Raw genomic sequence first — 18,990 nt, 5'->3', positions numbered from 1 at the left:
GAGAAGGAATTGATATTTTAAGACCTTGCCGAAAAAATACCCCTTAACCCCTTAAAAAGGGGGATTTCGTTCAATCTGGGTTTTTTGTTTACTTTTTTGATTTACAGTTTTTACAACCGAATTTGTACTTTGCCACCAACGACAAATTCCATTTTCATCTGCCAAAAAAAATCTATGTGAATCCCTGGTGAATCCTTTTGCCCATTGGTGAAAAGCTCCGTTAGGAGCGGGCAATCTGGTAACCATGGGGTTCAGCCCATGGGTACAGGCCGGTCCCTGAAGCTTAAGTGCCGTAGGTACGGATCTCTCCTTTCGGTCTATCAGCAGCTTATGGTTTAAACCCATATCGGTCGTGCCTACGGCACTGGGGGTTGTGGTGGTTTAGTATGTGCGTAATCAGGATGCCTAATCCTGCTTATCTATATGGCAAACAGCGCAGCTCCTTGGGGTTTGCAATCCCGTGGACAGATAAAGGAGATTTGCAATTCCCGGACATGTGCGAAAAAATCACATCCATTCACTTGCTTAAACCACAAGAGAAAGGGGGATTTGCCTAGTAAATCCTATATTTTCTTTTGCAAAAGAGATTGCTTTATTTACCAGAAATAACGACATTTATTAGCATCCGTTAGTTAAGTGGAATACAGCCTGTTTTTCCTTGCCATAAAATACCTTGCATTGTTTCTATTTGTATTTCTTGGATCGGCAACATTTCCACAGTACCCAGTTTTGACGATATCTTCTGTTCCCTCGTCAACAGAAGTTTCATTAAATCCACTTACGAAGTATAAAGCCAGCCAAAGCGATGAGCCAGGCCAACACTCGAGACACAGGCCCAAAACGCCTGTCTATAAGGTAAGAATTTCTTTTTCTGCCAGCGAATATTTTACAGACGAACTCAAGCAACTGTATACTACCAATACCATCGAGATCGTTGGCTACATTCTGGAGCATCTTAGGACACTGGGCTGTTTGGAATCTGACCTGACGATAAAGATGATTCAGGCGCAATACGATGTGCTACAAGCAGCCATCGAACAAGAGGCTGAACGAGAGCCCCTATCAAGCAGCGAGGTGGATAGCGCAATGAACGACGGCAACTATCATGAAGCTATTCGTCTCTTGAAAGTCGCTATGGATGGGGAAACGGATGGCTTTAGAAAAGGAATGCATTCTTTTCAGATCGCTTCCATCCAATACAAGGAATTGGGACTTTTCGAGCAGGCTCACAACAATGCCCGGCAGGCTGCTGAATTGGCAGGCAACTTTGGCAAAACCTGCCTACTCTTGGGGGATATTTACTTAAGAATGAGCAGAACTTGTGGCGAGAGCTGGCAGGAACGCCTGGCAGTTATCGCGGCAATTGAAAAATACGAACATGCACGGAAGATCGATACCACCGTGGTAATTGAAGCCAACCGACGCATCTTGAACCTAAAGGGAAGCTTACCGCTGAGAGAGGATGCCTTCCAGCGTTCTGTTAATCCGGGTGATAAAATTTTAGTAGGTTGGGCATCGATGAAACCATCACGGTTCGCTTTCAATAATTCCCGATTCTATTTGTTTTCTTTATCATCTTTTTTCGTTCTTAACTAAGAACACTTGAAGTTGCTTTTCCGAGAGCGTGGCAAATCTAAAATGGAACAACTTAGGCCATGTAATCTGAAATTCCGAGATAACAGATTTAGCGCAGCATTCGATTGCTATTGGTTAAAATAAATCATACCATCAACTACCAGATCAACCCTACATTTAAACTTCAGAAAAACTCCTTATCTACCAATTAAATATCCTATATATGTGAAATATTCAAATGTATCATTAACGAATAATACCGGGTGAAATAACCGCAATAGCCTAAATAAAGACCTGCTATATCAAACATGATAAAAACTATTTGTATTGCATTACTGATCGTATTGTCCGGTTGCTGGCAAGCAAAGCCGGTAATATCGCTCCCCTCCCGGCCAAATCTACTGATAATCCTGGTCGATGATCTGGGCAAGGAATGGGTCAGCCATTATGGTGCGGCGGATATTTCCACGCCGGCCATCGATGCCCTGGCCAGAAGTGGCATCACCTTTACCAACGCCTATGCCATGCCCCAGTGCACGCCCACAAGGGTCAGCTTGTTGACGGGTCAGTATCCCTATAGGCACGGATGGGTAAATCACTGGGACGTTCCGCGCTGGGGCGGAGGAGCCCATTTCGACGAAAAGCGTTATCCCTCTCTTGGAAGGGAAATGAAAAATGCGGGCTACACGACCTGTATCGCCGGCAAGTGGCAAATCGATGATTTCCGCGTGGAACCCGACGCCCTCACCAAAAACGGGTTTGACGCCTATTGCATATGGACGGGCTACGAATCAGGAGTAGCAGCAAGTGCCAATAGGTACCAGAACCCCTACCTGTACACAAAAGAAGGCAGCAGCACCCATAACGGCGAATTTGGCCCCGATGTATTCAAGCGATTCATCATTGATTTTATCCAGGAAAACAAAGAAAAACCCATGTTTATTTACTACCCCATGGTCCTGACCCATACTCCCTTCGTCAATCCACCCGATAGCAAGGAAGTGGACGACCTGGGTAGACACAAAGCCATGGTAGCCTATAGCGATCGGATTACAGGTGACCTTGTTAAGGCGCTGGAAGATGCGGGAGTGCAAGACAACACCCTCATTATCTGGACAACGGACAATGGCACCACTGGAGCAATTACTGGACATCGAAATGGGTTTTCCGTACCAGGGGGAAAAGCAAAAACCATCGAATCCGGCATCAATGTACCTTTCCTGGTGAGCTGGCCCGAAAAAATTTCGGCCAATAGGGTTTCAGATGCGCTGATTGACTTTACGGATATTTTTCCTACCTGCCTGGAACTGGCAGGAATTCCGGAAAAAAAACAAAGGGATTCGGAAAATGAGCGATTTGAGATCGATGGCTTCTCCTTTCGTGATGTCTTGATCCACGGGGACCAATCTTCCCAGCGAAACTGGATTTTAGCCATGGGAGGCGGAAACAATGCCGCGCTTACGGAAAACGGCGTGGAAAATCAATACATGTTTCGCGATCGTGTCGTACGAAACAAACAGTACAAGTTGTACATCAATTCGAAACAGGAACCTGAAAAATTTATCGATTTACTTGCCGACCCGATGGAAACGACCAATCTACTCGACAGCCTGCATACCGAAGAAAGAATGCGGCATTTCCACCAGCTCCGAGAAATCATTCCTACCTTTCCGGAAAAGGACAGCGACCCAAAATACACCCCAAACCCTGCCCAAACTTGGGATGTGCCGATAACGGAACAAAGTCAGGTGTGGAAAAAGCAATAACCCAGACAGAAACAGATCCGAAACCACTTAAATCCGGCAGTAGGAAGGACCATTCACAAACGAAAAATAAGATGAGAGAAGCACTCCATAAACAAAAACGGCATCTTGAAATGTTCACGCGTTTTGAGCGATACCTGTTGGTTTACACATTTGCTTCGCTTTCTTTTGCATGTGGAGAATCGGATCCCGCCCGACTCAGCCTGCCATCCCTGGTTCAGGAAATACAAGTGGATGCTCGAATAGACGAAGGGGTATGGGCGCATTCCCAGGTGCTGGAAAGCCTGATTTCCCCCTGGCCAGGAGAAGAGGACCACGACAAAACACTTTTCAGGGCTTTTGTTTCCCCAAACCATTTCAATTTTTCCTTTGAGGAAAGGGACAATTCCCTGACAACGGTAGCCTTTCAAGACGAGACATCCGTAGAACAGGAGGATCGGGTGGAGCTGTTTTTCTCCAACGATACTACCTTGACAAAATATTACTGCATTGAGATCGACCCAAATGGAAATACGCTTGATTATTCCGCCTCTTTCTACCGCAATTTCGACAAAACCTGGGATTTTTCCAGCAAAGAACTGGCTACCAGAATCACCGACAACGGCTACCTTGCTGAAGGTAAAATCTCCCTAACCGAACTCGGCGAACTGGGGATCTCATTCCCTTTTTATATTGGGATCTTCCGGGCCGACTTTAAACCTGAAGGGGAAAATGCGGTTACCTGGTTTTCCTGGCAACGACCAAAAAGTAAGACACCCGATTTTCACATCCCCTCGGCTTTTGGAGAAATAGTCCGAATAGAGTAAATTACCTGCATGAGAAATATCATGCTTGTCCTCCTTGCCTGCTGCTTTGCAGGTGCCTGCCAAACCGCATCCACCGACCCGAACCGTCCATTAAAGGCACCAAAGGGATATCTGAATGAAACCTTGATGAATATCGCCTATGGATTGGGCATGTTGGATTTGATTGAATCCGAACCTACGGTTCCCGAACATATAGACGCCTTTAGGGATATTACCTACAAAACCATCGATGGGCTGGAATTGCAGCTCGATATCTTCCGGAAAAAAGGCTTGAAGGAGCCAGCCCCCACCCTGATTTTTGTGCACGGCGGTGCCTGGAAAAAGGGCAAGCGTCAGGATTACCTACCCTACCTGATCGATTACGCAGAAAAAGGCTACGTTACCGCTACCCTTTCCTACAGACTTTCTGGCGTTGCAAAGTTCCCGGCAGCAGCGCAGGACGTCAATTGTGGCATAAAATGGATCAAACAACATGCGGCGGAGTACGTCATAGATCCGGATCGTTTGGCTTTGATCGGAGGCTCCGCAGGAGGCCATCTTTCCCTATTGCTTGGCTACGGCGGCGAAGAACCTTTATTTAATCAGGATTGCATTCAGGGTGTGGACAGCGCTGTGAAGGTGATAGTGGATTTTTACGGTCCCGTCGATCTGACCACCACATATGCTATTTCCACCGAACAGGTGCAAAGCTTTATGGGCACTAGCTACGAGCAGGATTCCGAAATGTACCGATTGGCTTCGCCAAGTACCTTCATTTCGCCCGACGATCCTCCAACGCTCATTTTTCAGGGAACCATCGACTCCCTGGTACCGGTCAGTCAGTCAGATTCCCTCCAGCGTTGGTTGCAGCAGGCAGGCGTTCCAAATGAATACCACCGACTAAAAGGCTGGCCCCACACTATGGATATGGCGCAGGAGGTAAACGAATATTGTCAGTATTATATCGATCGTTTTTTACAGCAATACCTGTAATCCGTAAAGCCGTGATTTGATCTTCTGCTTTGCTACCGATGACGCCGCTAAAGTAAACGCAACCCCCTTTCGTTACAGCGAGTGGGCGGGGAGGTAAACATCATATCTTCTCAAACACCGTACGAAAACTACAGGCAGCGGCCAACCTACCATGCAGATCAGCAATCGCGACCCGCTCCTGCTCCGTACTGTCCCGATGACGGATGGTGACGGTATCGTCTTCCAGTGTCTGATGATCTACCGCAATGCAGAATGGAGTACCAATCAAATCCTGCCGGGCGTAACGCTTACCGATAGAAGCAGCCTCTTCGTATATAATGTTGAAATCATACTTCAACTGTTCAAATATGGCCTTTCCTTTTTCAGGTAATCCGTCTTTTTTAGTCAACGGCAGGATTGCCGCCTTGACCGGCGCAAGTGCCGGGTGGAACTTCAGGTACGTCCGAATCTTATCCCCTGAATTCTCTTCCACGTAAGCATTACACAATGCCATCAGAAACAATCGGTCCGCACCGATAGAGGTTTCGATCACATAAGGTATGTAATTCTGATTCACTTCGGGATCGAAGTACTGCTGCTTCTTTTTGCTGTAATCCTGATGGGCCTTCAGGTCAAAATCGGTACGGGAATGAATGCCCTCCACTTCCTTAAAACCAAAAGGAAACTGGTACTCTATATCCAGTGCGGCATTGGCATAATGAGCCAATTTATCGTGATCGTGTCGGCGAATTTTCTCCTCCGGAATCCCCAGCGCCTTGTGCCATTTCACCCTGGTATCTGCCCAGTGCCTGTACCATTCCATCTCTGTACCGGGACGGACAAAATATTGCATTTCCATTTGCTCAAACTCCCGCATGCGGAAAATAAACTGCCTTGCCACGATTTCATTCCGAAAAGCCTTTCCAATCTGGGCGATGCCGAAAGGAACTTTCATACGAGCAGTCTTTTGAACATTCAAAAAATTAACAAATATACCCTGTGCCGTCTCAGGTCGCAGGTAGATGGTAGAGGAGTCCTCTGACACTGATCCTACCTGGGTGGAAAACATCAGGTTAAACTGACGGATTTCGGTCCAGTTGGCCGTGCCGCTCAGCGGACAGGTTATGCCCTCATTGATCATCAGGTCTCTCAGGGCAGCAAAGTCCTCAGCATCCAGCAACTTGCCCATTGCTGCCAGTAGTTCCTTTGCCCGCTCCACTTCTCCTGCCTGCTCGTATTGGGCAGCTTTTTCCTCAATCAGCACATCGGCACGATAGCGTTTTTTACTGTCTTTGTTGTCCACCATGGGATCATTAAAGCTATCCACGTGCCCCGAAGCTTTCCAGGTGGTGGGATGCATGAAAATGGCCGAATCCAGGCCTACAATATTGTCATTTAGACGAGTCATGGATTCCCACCACAAGCGCTTGAGGTTATTTTTCAGTTCTACCCCATATGGACCGTAATCGTAGACTGCCTGCAAGCCGTCGTAAATTTCCGATGAGGGGTACACAAACCCATACTCCTTGGCATGGGCGATAATATCTTTAAGCAGATTGCTTTCCTGAGGTTGTGCTGATTTTGCCATGGGCGCAAAATTAAGCAAAAACCCATAGCGTACAAGATTTTTACAAATCTCCCTGCATCAGGTAGGTCCGGATATGGGCAATATCCTGAGCGGTAAGTCCCATTTCTTCCGGTTTGGGCATCAGGCTAATGGGTATCTGGCGTTTTTCGGCTACCTCGGATGCCGGGATCACATAGCGTTGTCCCTGACTACTCAACACCGTCACCACCGGACCATTGGACTGCAATAGGCCGTAAAGAACGGCCTCGTTTTTCAACCGAACCAACCAGGCTTCCGATCCAAATCCAATGGCGGCATCGGGCTGTACAATGGCATTCACCAGAGTAGGGGCATCCATTTTTTGCCGGATTCCGCTAAGGTTGGGACCAATTTCATTGCCTGAATCACCGATCCGGTGGCAAGTCAGACAGTTTTGTGTGGCCAGTACCTTTCCCTTTGCTGCATCCCCCTTAAGTTCGTTTACTTCCCCCTCCAGGAAATCCTGTGAGGTACCAAAAAAATGTTCCAACAAGCGCTTAACGGCTGGCCTGCCTTCCATGTCCCATTCTTCCGGGAGCTGTCTTTGCAGGGAATCAGGGAAATTCCCCTTTACGGCCAACAAAGCCAGCTGTAACCTCCCTTCGGAACTTTCAGAAAGACGGCTCAGGGCTTCCTGCTGCTGATCGGCGTTTGCCAGACTATCGCTCAGCATTTCCAGCGCTGCCCGGAGTTCCGGTTGACCAACCGGCATATTGTCCACTGGCGGCTCCCAATCTGTTAGAAAAGCCTGCCAATCGTTGTATTTTCTAAATTGCAACCACCAGCTGGCTTGTTCGGCTAATATGCCTTTTCCCTCTGTCAGCCCCAGGAATGCTTCCACCGCCTCCTGATGGGGGATAAAAGCCAGTGTTTCCAGTGCCTGTCTCCTTTTTTCCTCGTTCAGGGCCTCGCTTTCCAACCGAACCTTCAGTGCCGGAATAGCTGCTTCGGGATGGAGCTCCCAGATCAGCGAAGCCTGCCCGGGACTCCAATCCAGAGGATCCAACTTTCCCCATTGACTTTGAAACACCTCATTGGCCCTTTCCCTGAGTGCGATTCCAAGGGCATTCCGGTACCAGGGATCCGTTCCATCATAAGCTTCGATCAGGGCAGTATAAAGATGTGCTGTCTCTTCAAAATCAGTTTTCCGCAAGAGAATCGCAAGTTCCCGGTTCACCAGAGGAGCTGCCTGGCCAATCAGTGCCTCCGCCTCCTGAAGCAAGCTTTCCGGGGCGAAGGCAGCCAGGGCCCGGATGGTGGTAAGGACCAATTCCGGATCATCATCCTGCAGCAAGGGCAGTACCTTTTCCAATCCCGGCTCAGCCATTCCTGCCAGCAGCCAAATGGCTCTTGCCCTGTAAAAAGGGTTGTTGTCATCCAAAAGGGATTCCAGTTCGGGAATGACCGGGGAGCCCTGCGCTTGCAGGAGTTGCGCTGCCCGGGCGCGTATGTGGACAGCAGGGTTGCGCAATGCCTCTACCTGACCTGATACGGTGGCGAAATCGATTGCAGGTTGGGTATAGTCCTTCCCTTTTTTGGTGATCCGGTAGATTTTGCCCTGGCCCTCCTTGTCCCGCATCTGGTGCCCGCCCACGATGGGATCGTACCAATCGGCCACAAAAAGGGAACCATCCGTTCCGAGGGTCACATCACTGGGGCGAAACCATTTGCTGGTATCCGCTTCTACCTGATGCCAGATGTAACCTTCATTATCCACATCTACAGAAGCGATAAAATTTTGTCTGTCGGCCAGGGAGTATCCGGCCCCCTTAGGCCTGGGATGATAGCCAAAAATGATGTTTCTACCCGCATCAGCACTGAGTAACAGGCCCCGATAGGCTTCTCCCAACTCATCTCCTTCAATACGCAGCATTCCTGTGGGAGAACCGGCACCGTAGATATCACCCACAGGTAAAACGCCAGGGTCATCCTGGTGCCAGTGCGCTTCTGCTATGGTCTGACCCGGCCTGCGGTCCGCTTGCCAGGTGCGGTCTCCCTCTTCGCTGAAAAAACCGGCATTGCTGCCTTCCATCAGCCAGGTAGTGCGACAGGAAGCGGTCTGGTCGTCGTTGTCGCTTTGCCACATATTGCCAAAGGAATCCACAAATACCTCGTAGGCATTGCGGAAATTATGGGCCATCACTTCCATGCCGCTGCCATCGGGATTTACCCGGACGATCAGCCCGCCGGTATATACCTGACCATCATCGCTTACCTGGGAAGGTAGATTTTCCTTACTGTAGGGTGTGTATTCGTTGTACACGCTGCCGGAACGCAGGGTCCAGCCACCTTTGTCCCTTACCTGATGAGGCCCGGCATTTCCGGTGATGAAATACCACTTGCCATCGGGTCCCAGTTGGCCTGCATGCAGGCCATGATCGTGGTCCCTACCACCGAACCCGGTTAAAAAAACTTCTTTTTTGTCAGGCAGGTCATCTCCATCGGTATCGGTATAGATGATGACATTGGGAGAGCAGGATACCACTACCTGGTTACCGATCACGGCTATGCCCAGGGGGCTGCGCAGGTCCTCGTCCTGTACAAACACCTGGGAAGTGTCAGCCTTTCCATCCCTGTCCCGGTCCTCCAGGATCATGATCCGGTCTCCTGCTTCCCGTACCAGGTGCCCATCCGCATTGCGGAAGTCCCTGTAATTGACCGCTTCGGTAAGCCATACCCTGCCTTTGGCGTCAACATCCATGTTGGTGGGATTGTAAAAGATGGGGCTGCTGGCCCACAAACTAACCTCCAGGTCGTCCGGCACAAACAATAATGGCGCATCATTTCCGGACTTTTCTCCACAAGAAAGTGTGGCGAGTAAAATGGAAAAGGCCAAGATCCGGGATGTTTTCATCTGTTTATAATTTGATTTTTAATGGTCAGTTGGAATCTCGCATGTTCCCCCCGATAGTGATCTGGACCCTCTGGGCATCCCACTGTGTGGCGTTCTCTTCCTGCTCGGTTTCATAAGCTAGTTTTGAATAAGTTGCCTGACAAATTGCAGATTTTGTTGGTAGGCAGGTAATATGGCAGCATCCTTGGGAAGAGCTCCTTCCATGATGATCCATTTGCCATAGCCGATTTTTTCCAGGGTAGATTTCACCCGGTTAAAGTCGACCTTGCCCTGCCCCAACAGGTTACCATTTTCCTTAAAATGGATTTCACATATGTGATCAGTCCCCAGCAACTCCATTTCCCGGAAGATATCGTAGCCCATTTCCGTGGCATTGGCCACATCATAATACACCTTCACATGGCTGGAACCTACAGCCTGAATGATTTCCAGATGCTCTTCGGCAGAAAGCCAGGATTCAATGGCCAGGAAAACATTCATTTTTTCTGCTTTCGGAGCTACTTTTTTCAATCTTCGGATTACTTCTGCTTTGCCCTTTTCATCTCCCCTCAAATCCCCCTCTCCAAAAAAGGCCAACAAAATCACCTGGCATCCCAAAACGCCGGCCACATCAATGGCGTCTGAAACCCAAGCGGCTGTTTCCGGAGCCGATTTATAGGGCACCCGGTTCAATTCGCCAATGGCGAGGCTGGCAATGGCTACTCCTGAATTCCGGGAGGCTTTCATATAGGCTTCCTGCACGGAAGCTTGCCGCAAATGCATGTCGTTTTGTGCAGTCCCCAGGCTTACCTGTACCCCATCCAATCCGATTTCCCTGGCCAGGGCAAAGGCTTCCGGATCGGAGGTCTTTCCGATGGACCAGTCACATGCACCAATGGAGAGGGTGGGAAGCCTTTTGTTGGAATACCCAAATACCGGATTCAAAGCTGCCAGGGCTCCCAATAATCCCATTTTTTTTATTAATTTTCTCCGATCCATTTGTTGCATTACTTTGCTTATCTGGTTCCTGTCATGCGGTACACCTTTCCATCAGCTTTGGTAAAAAGGTACATTTCTCCTTCCTTGTCCCTTGCCAGCCGCAAATCCACCCGATTACTTCCTGAGAGTTCAGAAAGGGGTATGGAGTTTCCCTCAAAGCTCACTTTCCATTCATAAACCGGCGCCAGGCTACCGCGCTCTAAATCCGCTGTTTCCACATAAAACAGTCTTCCATGAACTATGTCGCCAAACAGGTATTTGCCCTGCAATTCGGGAATTTCAGACCCCTGGTATTCATAGCCTCCGGAGATGGCATTGCCTTCATCATGGTCATACATAGCTACCGGGTAAGTATAGCCCAGCTCAGCATCATTTTCGGGCAAGGGAAAAACCTGGTTCAGATCCATTTCAGGTTCGATCACGAAAGGTCCCTCCCGGACAGGCCAACCGTAATCATCTCCGGGCTGTACAATGTACAGGGATTCAATCTGTCCCTGGCCGATATTGGTGGCCAGCATTTTCCCATCAGCGGTCCAGGTAATCCGGTGAGCATTGCGAAAACCATGGGCATAAATTTCAGGGACTGCTCCCTCCCCGTTAACAAAGGGATTGCCTGGGGGAATACCATAGTTCCCGTTGCTGCTGTTGGTTCCGGAAGGATCGATACGGAAGATAGACCCCCATGCCTGGCCTGCCCCGTGAGGAACCCAGGCATGGCCTGCGCCTACACTTCCGCCGTCCCCAATGCCAATATACAGCAGGCCGTAATCGGATTCTCCCTTTTGAGCAAGGGGATTGAAGGTCAACTCCTGCATGCCGTGAATGCCCGTCACCATGTCGATCCGGAAGAGCTCCCGACTTTCTGCCTCAAAGGGCACCTCCAGGGGCTGTGCCGTTTTCCATTCTGTCACCACCCATTGCAGCGTAGATTTGATGCTGTCCCCGTAAGAAAATTCTGCGGGAGCGGTCCCCGGCTTTTCAGTATGACTGGTATACAGCAGGCCATTATTGCCAAAATCCGGATGAAAGGCAAAACTACCAAAACCGGTAGCCAGGCCGGGTTCGTTGATAAATTCGGGCATTTCCAGCTCCATGTCCAGATAAACTTCCGTGTCTTTGCCTTCCATACGGTACATTTTGCCACGCAGATCCATGATGAACAAGTCGCCTGTTACCGGATGATAGTCCATTTTGGCAATTCGGGTCCTGGATTTGTTTTCGGCAGAGGCAGGGATGGTGCTGATCCATTCCAGTTCTACCACGAGATCAGAGAGGGGAATGGCTTCAGAAATGGGGTTTGAAATGGAATCAGCTCGAGAACCTTCCACCTCCGCCGGGGCCGGATACTGGTGCATGTAGGCAATAATTGCGTCGATTTCCTGCTCCTCCAGGTGTCCGAATGCAGGCATGTAGGTATTGTATCGCTCAAAAACAGCTTTGGCCCGCTCATCCCCGCTTTCGATTACATCAGTGGGGTTTTTGATAAAGCTGCGGAGCCAATCTAGTGGCTGTTCCCGGGTGATACCACCCAGGTGGGGACCAATCCCGTCCTGCTCAAATCCATGGCAGCTGCTGCAGTGGGTATCAAATAAATTTTCTCCACTTCCCAGTGCCACCTGGTCCATGGGAATTTGTTCTTCCAATTTCGGCTCCCCGGAAGAACAAGACCAGGAAATAGCGCATAGAAAAAGGTAATGGTAATACCGAAAGTTCATAAAGGGTAAATTCACAGGAATAGAATAAAAGACAATTAACCCGACTAATCTACTTTTTTCTTCCTAAATAAAAAAATGGCACTTAGAGCCTAAAGAAATAGCACATGCCATCATCCATTGGAATGGACCGGTTCTTATTGGTATCATCCATCAATTTTATGAGACAGATTAAACCAAATACCTGCATTCTTAAAACAGTTAACCCAAGGTAGATACTGTTACGGTACCATTTACAGCTGAAAAACTTTTCATTTCAACTCTAGTGGTTGAATCCGACTACCGGATGTGCCACGTATTTCTTCAAATTTTTTAATCATCTCCCGCAACTTTTCAGGATTACGCTTGGCTAAATTATGCTGCTGGCCTATATCTTCCTCCAAATGATATAACTGGTATTCCTCCGCATTGCCCAATTCGATATTCACCTGATGCTGAACAGCCGGTCCGGGATAAGGCGGAATCATCACCCAATCTCCTTCCCGAAGGGCAGTTTTTGTGGTGGCTTCCAAAATAAATTCCGAGCGTTCTTTTTGGCTTTTCCCCATAAAGGTCTCCCATAAATTCTGACTGTCCGGAGCCTTTGCCTCCGCTCCGATCAGCGCTCCTATCGAGGCCATCAAATCAATCTGAGTTACCAGGGCGTCTGACACTCCCGGATCGATGCTCCCTTTCCAATAAGTCGCAAAAGGAACTCGGGTGCCGGCTTCAAACAAGCTGTATTTTCCGCCGCGCAGCGGACCTGTGGGAGTATGATCCCCCAACTTCTCTACTGCCTTATCATAATAACCATCATTCAAAACGGGACCATTATCGCTGGAAAATACGATCAGCGAATGCTCCAAAATCTCAGATTCTTCCAGGGTCTTCATAAATTCCCCAATGACCCAATCAGCTTCTAAAATCACATCCCCACGAGGCCCCATACCGGATTTTCCTTCAAATCTCGGATGGGGTGTTCTTGGTACATGGGGCTGTTGAAGGGCGTAATACAAAAAGAAAGGCTGGTCAAGGGTCGCATTTTCCCTGACAAAGCGCTGTGCTTTTTCCAAAAAGTGATCCGCCATATCCACATCGCTCCACTTGGCTGCATCTCCTCCTTTCATAAATCCAATCCGCGGTACACCATTAATGATGCTGTTATTATGGCCATGATGCCATTTCATTTCCACTAGTTCTGGATTGTCGATGGCTGTGGGCTCCCCTGGAAAATTTTCCTCATAACTTACTTCAATGGGATCATTGGGATCCAGGTTGACTACCTGTCCATCTTCGATATATACGGTCGGCACGCGGTCCTGTGTAGCGGCCAAAATATACGAATAATCAAAACCTACCTGATTAGGTCCAGGGCTGATTTCCTCATTCCAGTTGACATCACCTGAGCCCAGGCCCAGGTGCCATTTGCCTACAATTCCTGTCGTATAGCCATGATCCTGAAGCATTCTTGGCAACGTATACTGAGCTGCATCTATTAACAAGGGAGCTGTTCCGGGAAGAATTTTGGCATTCTCATTTCGCCAGGGATAGGTTCCGGTCAAAATCGCATAGCGGCTTGGGGAACAAGTGGCGGAGGAAGCATAACCATTGGTAAACTTCACGCCGCCATTGACCAGGCGATCCATATTGGGCGTTTCTAAACTGCCTGCTTCGTAAGCACTCACATCCCCGTAACCCAGATCATCGAGGTAGATGAAGACAATATTGGGTTTTGCCTGCCCACAGCTTAAAAAAAGTACCCCCAAAAGTAAACATGCAAGTGAGGAAATATGGGTTATTTTCATGGATTTTTCAGGTTTTGATTTTAAAATATTTTTTTCAGAATCTGTTAAAAGATAGATGGATGTATCAAGGAGAGGCTGCCGCGGGATGATGGGGTAGGTCTCGTCAAATTCCGCTGGGAGGAAAACGTATTTTCCATCAACGGGATTCTCCGAAGTCTATCGATTCCTGTAGGGAATAGCTGTATCCTCTTTTCTCGAAAAAAGAAGTGGTAATCATTTTGAATACCGAAGCGCCCTAATCCCATCTCTAAAATGCAGCGGACCTGAATGATCATTCGCATCTTCATCATGGCTTTTCAATCGGTTTAATGGCTCCTATACCCGGATTTGCGCCAAGGAGATTCCCTAAAATATCGTATTCTAAGTTCAATCCATTGATCAATCCAAATTGGTCTGAGGGCAAAAAAGGAATTGGAATTCCTCTAAGTAAATCTACTTTTTGAGGGATGTAATCTTCCAGCGACATGCCTCCCGGATTGGTAAATTCCATATTCCCGTATCGGGAATTTTCCGGTTGTATCAGGGCTTGTTTGGGCCAATTATCTGGATGGAGAAACAGATTATTTTTAAATAACACCTCCTCCAGGCCCCCAGCCATTTCATCATCGGATTTATACTGATCTCCGGCCACGAGTCGGCTTTCTCCCTCGATATGAAAAATATTATTAGCAATCAAAACCCCTTTGGAGCGGTTGTCAATGGCGATTTTGGATACGATATCCTTTTTCAAATAAATGGTGTTATTGTAGATATAAGAATTGACCGGACCTTTTCTGGGCTTCTTGCTGCCTTGATAGCCACTGAGCCAAAGGGTTTTACCCTCCTGGAAAGCCCCATTTTCACCTTTTATCCGATGACCGTCATTGATGCTGACATTGTATCGATAGGCGCAGTTGTAATTATTCCCCAGAATCTCACAAAAACCCCCTGCATTGTATGCGCTTAGATTGTACTGCAGAATTATATTATCACAGTTGAAATCAATATGGGCACCCGCAGAATCGCCCGGTCCATTGGCGTATAGAAATTGGTTTTTTTCAATCATCACCATAGAGCTTCCCCAAGTCCAAAGCCCACTGCCTCTGCCCCATTTTCGGCTATCATCGGCACTTCCCGAGTGACTCACGAGATTCTCAGCCACATATACAAATTTAACGCCGGACATCTGAATACCCGGTCCACCCACTTTTTCGACCAGGTTTCCCGTGATGGAAACATTCCGAATGGATTGTTGATTGTTTCCGGTGAGCTTGATGCCCGTATGGGCCAGGTTCCGGATTTTACAGTCTTTGATATCCACCTGCTCTATCTGTTGATTTTCTCCGTTTGCGATTAATCGGATGCCCCAGCCGTATTTTTGGGTTCCATTTGCCGTTTTTACCTCTGCCGCCCCGCGCTGATAGCCCGCAGATTCATAAAACACCTCCTCTATTTCCAGCCCTTCCAATTGGATATTCGACGTAATAACGCCGGGCCTGGTACTACGAATCAAGACCCCCACCCGCATGGGTATGTCTCCGGATGTATCGCCAGGCCCATTTGCTTGAATGTGCAACTTTTTGACTTTCACAAAGCTTGCATTCTCTATCAATACACCGGCTTCCTGCCCTGCTGCATCGATTTTAGCCATCTTCCCGGTCCCAAAGGGTTCAATAATTAATGGTTGATCCGGGGTCCCGCGAAAGTTCTGAATAATAAGACTTCCAGAAAACACTTCTCCCGCAGCCAAAAAAATCCGGTCACCTGGATTGAGATTTAAATCATCGATTTTGGCAAGGCTCTGAAATGCCTGGGACGGCGACAAACCATTATTAGCATCCAAGCCGGTACGTGGGTGGAAATAGTAATCCGCCCCTAAAAGCTTGAAAGACAAACTTACTGTCAGGAAAAAACCAAAAAGGAGTAGCTTGTTACAATTAATTTTTGACACTGTAATTAATTAAGAGTTCTATTTTATTTATTTAAATCGATCTGGATTTAGGCGCGAATATTCCGCTTCCTGCCTCAAGCCCAAAAAACGCGGGATTTCCAATTGACTATTCCAGCCCTCTATCAAAGCCTTTAGTCGTTGGGTAGCAGGTGACTTTTCCTGATGCAAGTTCATTTTCTCACTCAGGTCCTTCTTAAGGTTAAACTGGAAAATCCGATCGGGCATTGTAATCAGTTTCTCATCGGATACTCTTACTGCAAATCGCTGGGCATCGTAATTTCTCCAGTATAGTGCCTGGTGTGGTCTATCGCTTCGCACTTCAGTAAGGAAAGGAATCAAATTGACTCCATCCAGCTCGTTTTGTGGGTTGACCCCTGCCAATTCGGCTGCAGTGGCAACGATATCCAGTGAGATTACCGGGTGGTCATACGTCACACCCGCAGGAATTTTGCCCTTCCATTGCACGGCAAAAGGCACTCGAATACCTCCTTCAAAGAAATCTCCCTTAAAGCCTCGAAGCGGTGCATTACTCGATGCATTGTCTTTGGTCGGACCTCCATTATCGGAAAGGAAAAAGATGAGGGTGTTTTCATTCAATCGCAGCTCCTCGATTTTATCCAATAAATTTCCCACACCATCGTCCACAGCGGAAACCATGGCTGCATAAGTCCGGCGTTTTTTATTCTGAATATTCGGAAATCGGTCCAGGTACTTTTGGGTAGCCTGCATGGGGGCATGCGGGGCATTGTAAGCCAAATACAGAAAGAAAGGAGACTGTTGGTTTTTTATTACAAAATTCACCGCTTCGCGGGAAAGAGCGTCTGTTAAATACTCGGTTTCCTCCACCCGCGCTGAATTTTTGAGCAATTTGGTTCGATAGGCATCGTATTGAGAGTTGACCTGGCTTAAATCCTGGAGTGTATATTCCTCAGGAAAATAACGATGGCCACCCGATAGAAAGCCATAAAATTCGTCGAAGCCCCGCTGATTGGGTCGTTGGCTTGTATGTGCACCCAGATGCCACTTGCCTATAACTCCAGACTTATATCCGGCTTTTTTTAATAATTCTGCCAAGGTTTCTTCAGACTGGGGAATCCCCATCGTGGAATCACTGGGCGCCATCAGCGGATTTCGGGAGAACCCAAAGCGATCCTGATACCGACCTGTAATCAATCCTGCCCTACTGGGGCCACAGACGGCAAAGGATACATAACCATTGGTGAAGACCGTCCCGTTTTTTGCGATACGGTCAATATGGGGCGTAGGTATTTCGGTACTCCCATTGAAACCCACATCCGCATAGCCTTGATCATCGGTCAGAATGACGACAATATTAGGCCGAGAAGTCTGTCCTTTACCGGAACCGAGGAAAAAAACCGAAAGGAGAATAATAAAGCTAATTTTCTTCATTGTGAGAATTAATACACCACTCCTGTCAAAAGACAGGAGCGGTGAATCCATCTATGATGATAAACCCTATATTTTTAATTCCAAAGGGGATTTTGGACCAAATTTGGATTGGCATCTAATTCAGAAAGTGGCAAAGCAAACACCTCTGATCTCCTGCCTCTGTATTCAGGATTGTAAGGACCGACCGGATCTGCCGCAGCCCGGGCGTAGGCTTCCTCTACCTCAGCCCAGCGCTTCACATCGAAGAATCGAAGCCCTTCGAAGGCCAGCTCCACTCTTCTTTCCAGTTTCACCAAATCCAGTAATTCGCCAGGAGTTAAACCAGTCCCATTTACTTCAGTGACAGTTGGCATTCCTGCCCGTATTCTGATCTGATCGAGCAAATCATACACTTCAGCTAACTGGCCCGTTTCTGCCAAAGCCTCGGCTCTCATCAGCAAAACATCTGCATATCGGATCACATAGAAATCCTGTCCACCCGGCGCCCCCGGATTGATTCCTTCAGCCGATACATCGTTGCGAACGTACTTTTTCAATCCAAAACGAGTAGCCGTATTTCCTCTAAACGGGCGATTGAGATAAAGTAAGAAAATATCTCCCTCGAAATAGACTGAATGACCTAGGCGGGGATCCCGATTAGCCCTTCGATCCGTTGGATCATACAAGGGTGATTCTGAAATCGGCAATCCATCAGTTGCCAAATAGGCATCCACCATATTTGGCATGGGTTGCACATTTACTTTAGGAATTCCCAGGTAAGTGGACGAGAACGTCTCTCCATTATTGGATTGATCCTGGATGAAGCGTACCGAAAAAACAATCTCAGGAGATTGCTCGGCATTTTCAGTAAACAACTGCCCATAATCCGGATGAAGGGAATAACCTAAACCCATGATCTCCGAAGTCAAACGCACTACTTCTTCATAGTTTTTATTATACAACTCAAATCGAGTTAAAAGACTCAATGCAGCTCCTTTGGTGGCATAACCAAACTGTGTTTCGGGATAACTTTCCGGAAGCACTTCAGCAGCGTCTCTCAATTCTTGATTGATAAAAGTCTGGATTTCTGAATAGTTATTCTTGGGTACATAGGATTCTTCCAGCGTCTGAAACTCCTCAATCAAAGGAACATCTTCAAAATACACTGCTAAATGAAAGTAAAACAACGCTCTGAGAAAACGCACCTGCCCGATCAAAGCCTCTTTATTGGCTTGATTAATATTTTCATTTGGAATGTTTCTGATGTTTACCAGGGCATTATTTGCCCTTCCGATCCCTCTATAAAGCGCGGTCCAAAAGGAATTGAAAAAGCCATAAGAAGGATCCGCTCTGCCCTCCACAAAGTTTCCCGGACCTTCAAACTTGTAATTATTAAAGGAATTGTCAGCAAAGCTATCGTGCTGGGGCAGTCCTGCAATTCCATTCAGGTTACCGCTGTACAGCACTCTGTCCTGCAGTACCTCATAGATCCCATTGATGCCCAAAAGTGCATCCTGTTCATTTTGCCAGAAGTTACCTTCCGCCAATTGAGTCAAAGAACCCCGCTCTAAATAATCCTCCGAACAGGAGAATGAAAAAAGCGCGATTAGTGTATAGATATAGGTTAACTTTTTCATGAGTC

The 18,990-nt window shown here is 47.7% G+C and carries 12 protein-coding genes; 4 read left to right on the top strand and 8 right to left on the bottom strand.

Annotated features, from left to right (window positions below; genetic code table 11):
• The first annotated feature begins 636 nt into the window (after window positions 1-636).
• The 4 genes from G9Q97_RS09785 (at window position 637) to G9Q97_RS09770 (ending at window position 5,116) form a co-directional block, all read left to right on the top strand.
• The gene (locus G9Q97_RS09785) at window positions 637-1,596 is read left to right on the top strand and encodes a hypothetical protein (protein WP_166146276.1); all 960 of its coding nucleotides are present in this window, start codon (window positions 637-639) and stop codon (window positions 1,594-1,596) included.
• A 287-nt stretch (window positions 1,597-1,883) separates the two neighbouring features.
• Entirely contained in the window at window positions 1,884-3,341 is a 1,458-nt protein-coding gene (locus G9Q97_RS09780; protein WP_166146273.1) for a sulfatase-like hydrolase/transferase, read from the top strand.
• Window positions 3,342-3,412: 71 nt separating this feature from the next.
• Entirely contained in the window at window positions 3,413-4,144 is a 732-nt protein-coding gene (locus G9Q97_RS09775) for a sugar-binding protein (RefSeq protein WP_166146270.1), read from the top strand.
• A 9-nt stretch (window positions 4,145-4,153) separates the two neighbouring features.
• Window positions 4,154-5,116, top strand: coding sequence for an alpha/beta hydrolase (locus G9Q97_RS09770; protein WP_246255557.1), 963 nt, complete (start codon window positions 4,154-4,156; stop codon window positions 5,114-5,116).
• A 100-nt stretch (window positions 5,117-5,216) separates the two neighbouring features.
• Here G9Q97_RS09770 and G9Q97_RS09765 read toward each other — a convergent pair whose 3' ends face one another.
• The 8 genes from G9Q97_RS09765 to G9Q97_RS09730 all read right to left on the bottom strand — a co-directional run bounded on the left by G9Q97_RS09765 (window position 5,217) and on the right by G9Q97_RS09730 (window position 18,985).
• On the bottom strand, window positions 5,217-6,683 hold the full coding sequence (locus G9Q97_RS09765) for a glycine--tRNA ligase (protein ID WP_166146267.1): 1,467 nt from the start codon (window positions 6,681-6,683) through the stop codon (window positions 5,217-5,219).
• A gap of 40 nt (window positions 6,684-6,723) precedes the next feature.
• Window positions 6,724-9,555: a PVC-type heme-binding CxxCH protein gene (locus G9Q97_RS09760; RefSeq protein ID WP_166146264.1), complete on the bottom strand. Its 2,832-nt coding sequence runs from the start codon at window positions 9,553-9,555 to the stop codon at window positions 6,724-6,726.
• A gap of 117 nt (window positions 9,556-9,672) precedes the next feature.
• Window positions 9,673-10,506, bottom strand: a complete 834-nt coding sequence (locus tag G9Q97_RS09755) for a sugar phosphate isomerase/epimerase family protein (RefSeq protein ID WP_246255555.1) — start codon at window positions 10,504-10,506, stop codon at window positions 9,673-9,675.
• A gap of 44 nt (window positions 10,507-10,550) precedes the next feature.
• Window positions 10,551-12,248: a PQQ-dependent sugar dehydrogenase gene (locus G9Q97_RS09750; protein WP_166146258.1), complete on the bottom strand. Its 1,698-nt coding sequence runs from the start codon at window positions 12,246-12,248 to the stop codon at window positions 10,551-10,553.
• A 248-nt stretch (window positions 12,249-12,496) separates the two neighbouring features.
• Window positions 12,497-14,029 (bottom strand): sulfatase family protein, encoded by a 1,533-nt coding sequence (locus tag G9Q97_RS09745; RefSeq protein ID WP_166146255.1) that lies wholly within the window; start codon window positions 14,027-14,029, stop codon window positions 12,497-12,499.
• A gap of 286 nt (window positions 14,030-14,315) precedes the next feature.
• Window positions 14,316-15,959, bottom strand: a complete 1,644-nt coding sequence (locus tag G9Q97_RS09740; RefSeq protein WP_317168744.1) for a right-handed parallel beta-helix repeat-containing protein — start codon at window positions 15,957-15,959, stop codon at window positions 14,316-14,318.
• A 27-nt stretch (window positions 15,960-15,986) separates the two neighbouring features.
• The gene (locus G9Q97_RS09735) at window positions 15,987-17,369 is read right to left on the bottom strand and encodes a sulfatase-like hydrolase/transferase (protein WP_166146252.1); all 1,383 of its coding nucleotides are present in this window, start codon (window positions 17,367-17,369) and stop codon (window positions 15,987-15,989) included.
• A gap of 74 nt (window positions 17,370-17,443) precedes the next feature.
• Window positions 17,444-18,985, bottom strand: a complete 1,542-nt coding sequence (locus tag G9Q97_RS09730) for a RagB/SusD family nutrient uptake outer membrane protein (protein WP_166146249.1) — start codon at window positions 18,983-18,985, stop codon at window positions 17,444-17,446.
• Between the last annotated feature and the right edge of the window lie 5 nt (window positions 18,986-18,990).

It is taken from the genome of Cyclobacterium plantarum (assembly GCF_011290685.1).
Taxonomy (GTDB): Bacteria; Bacteroidota; Bacteroidia; order Cytophagales; family Cyclobacteriaceae; genus Cyclobacterium; species Cyclobacterium plantarum.
This window is presented reverse-complemented; position numbering and strand designations above follow the sequence as displayed.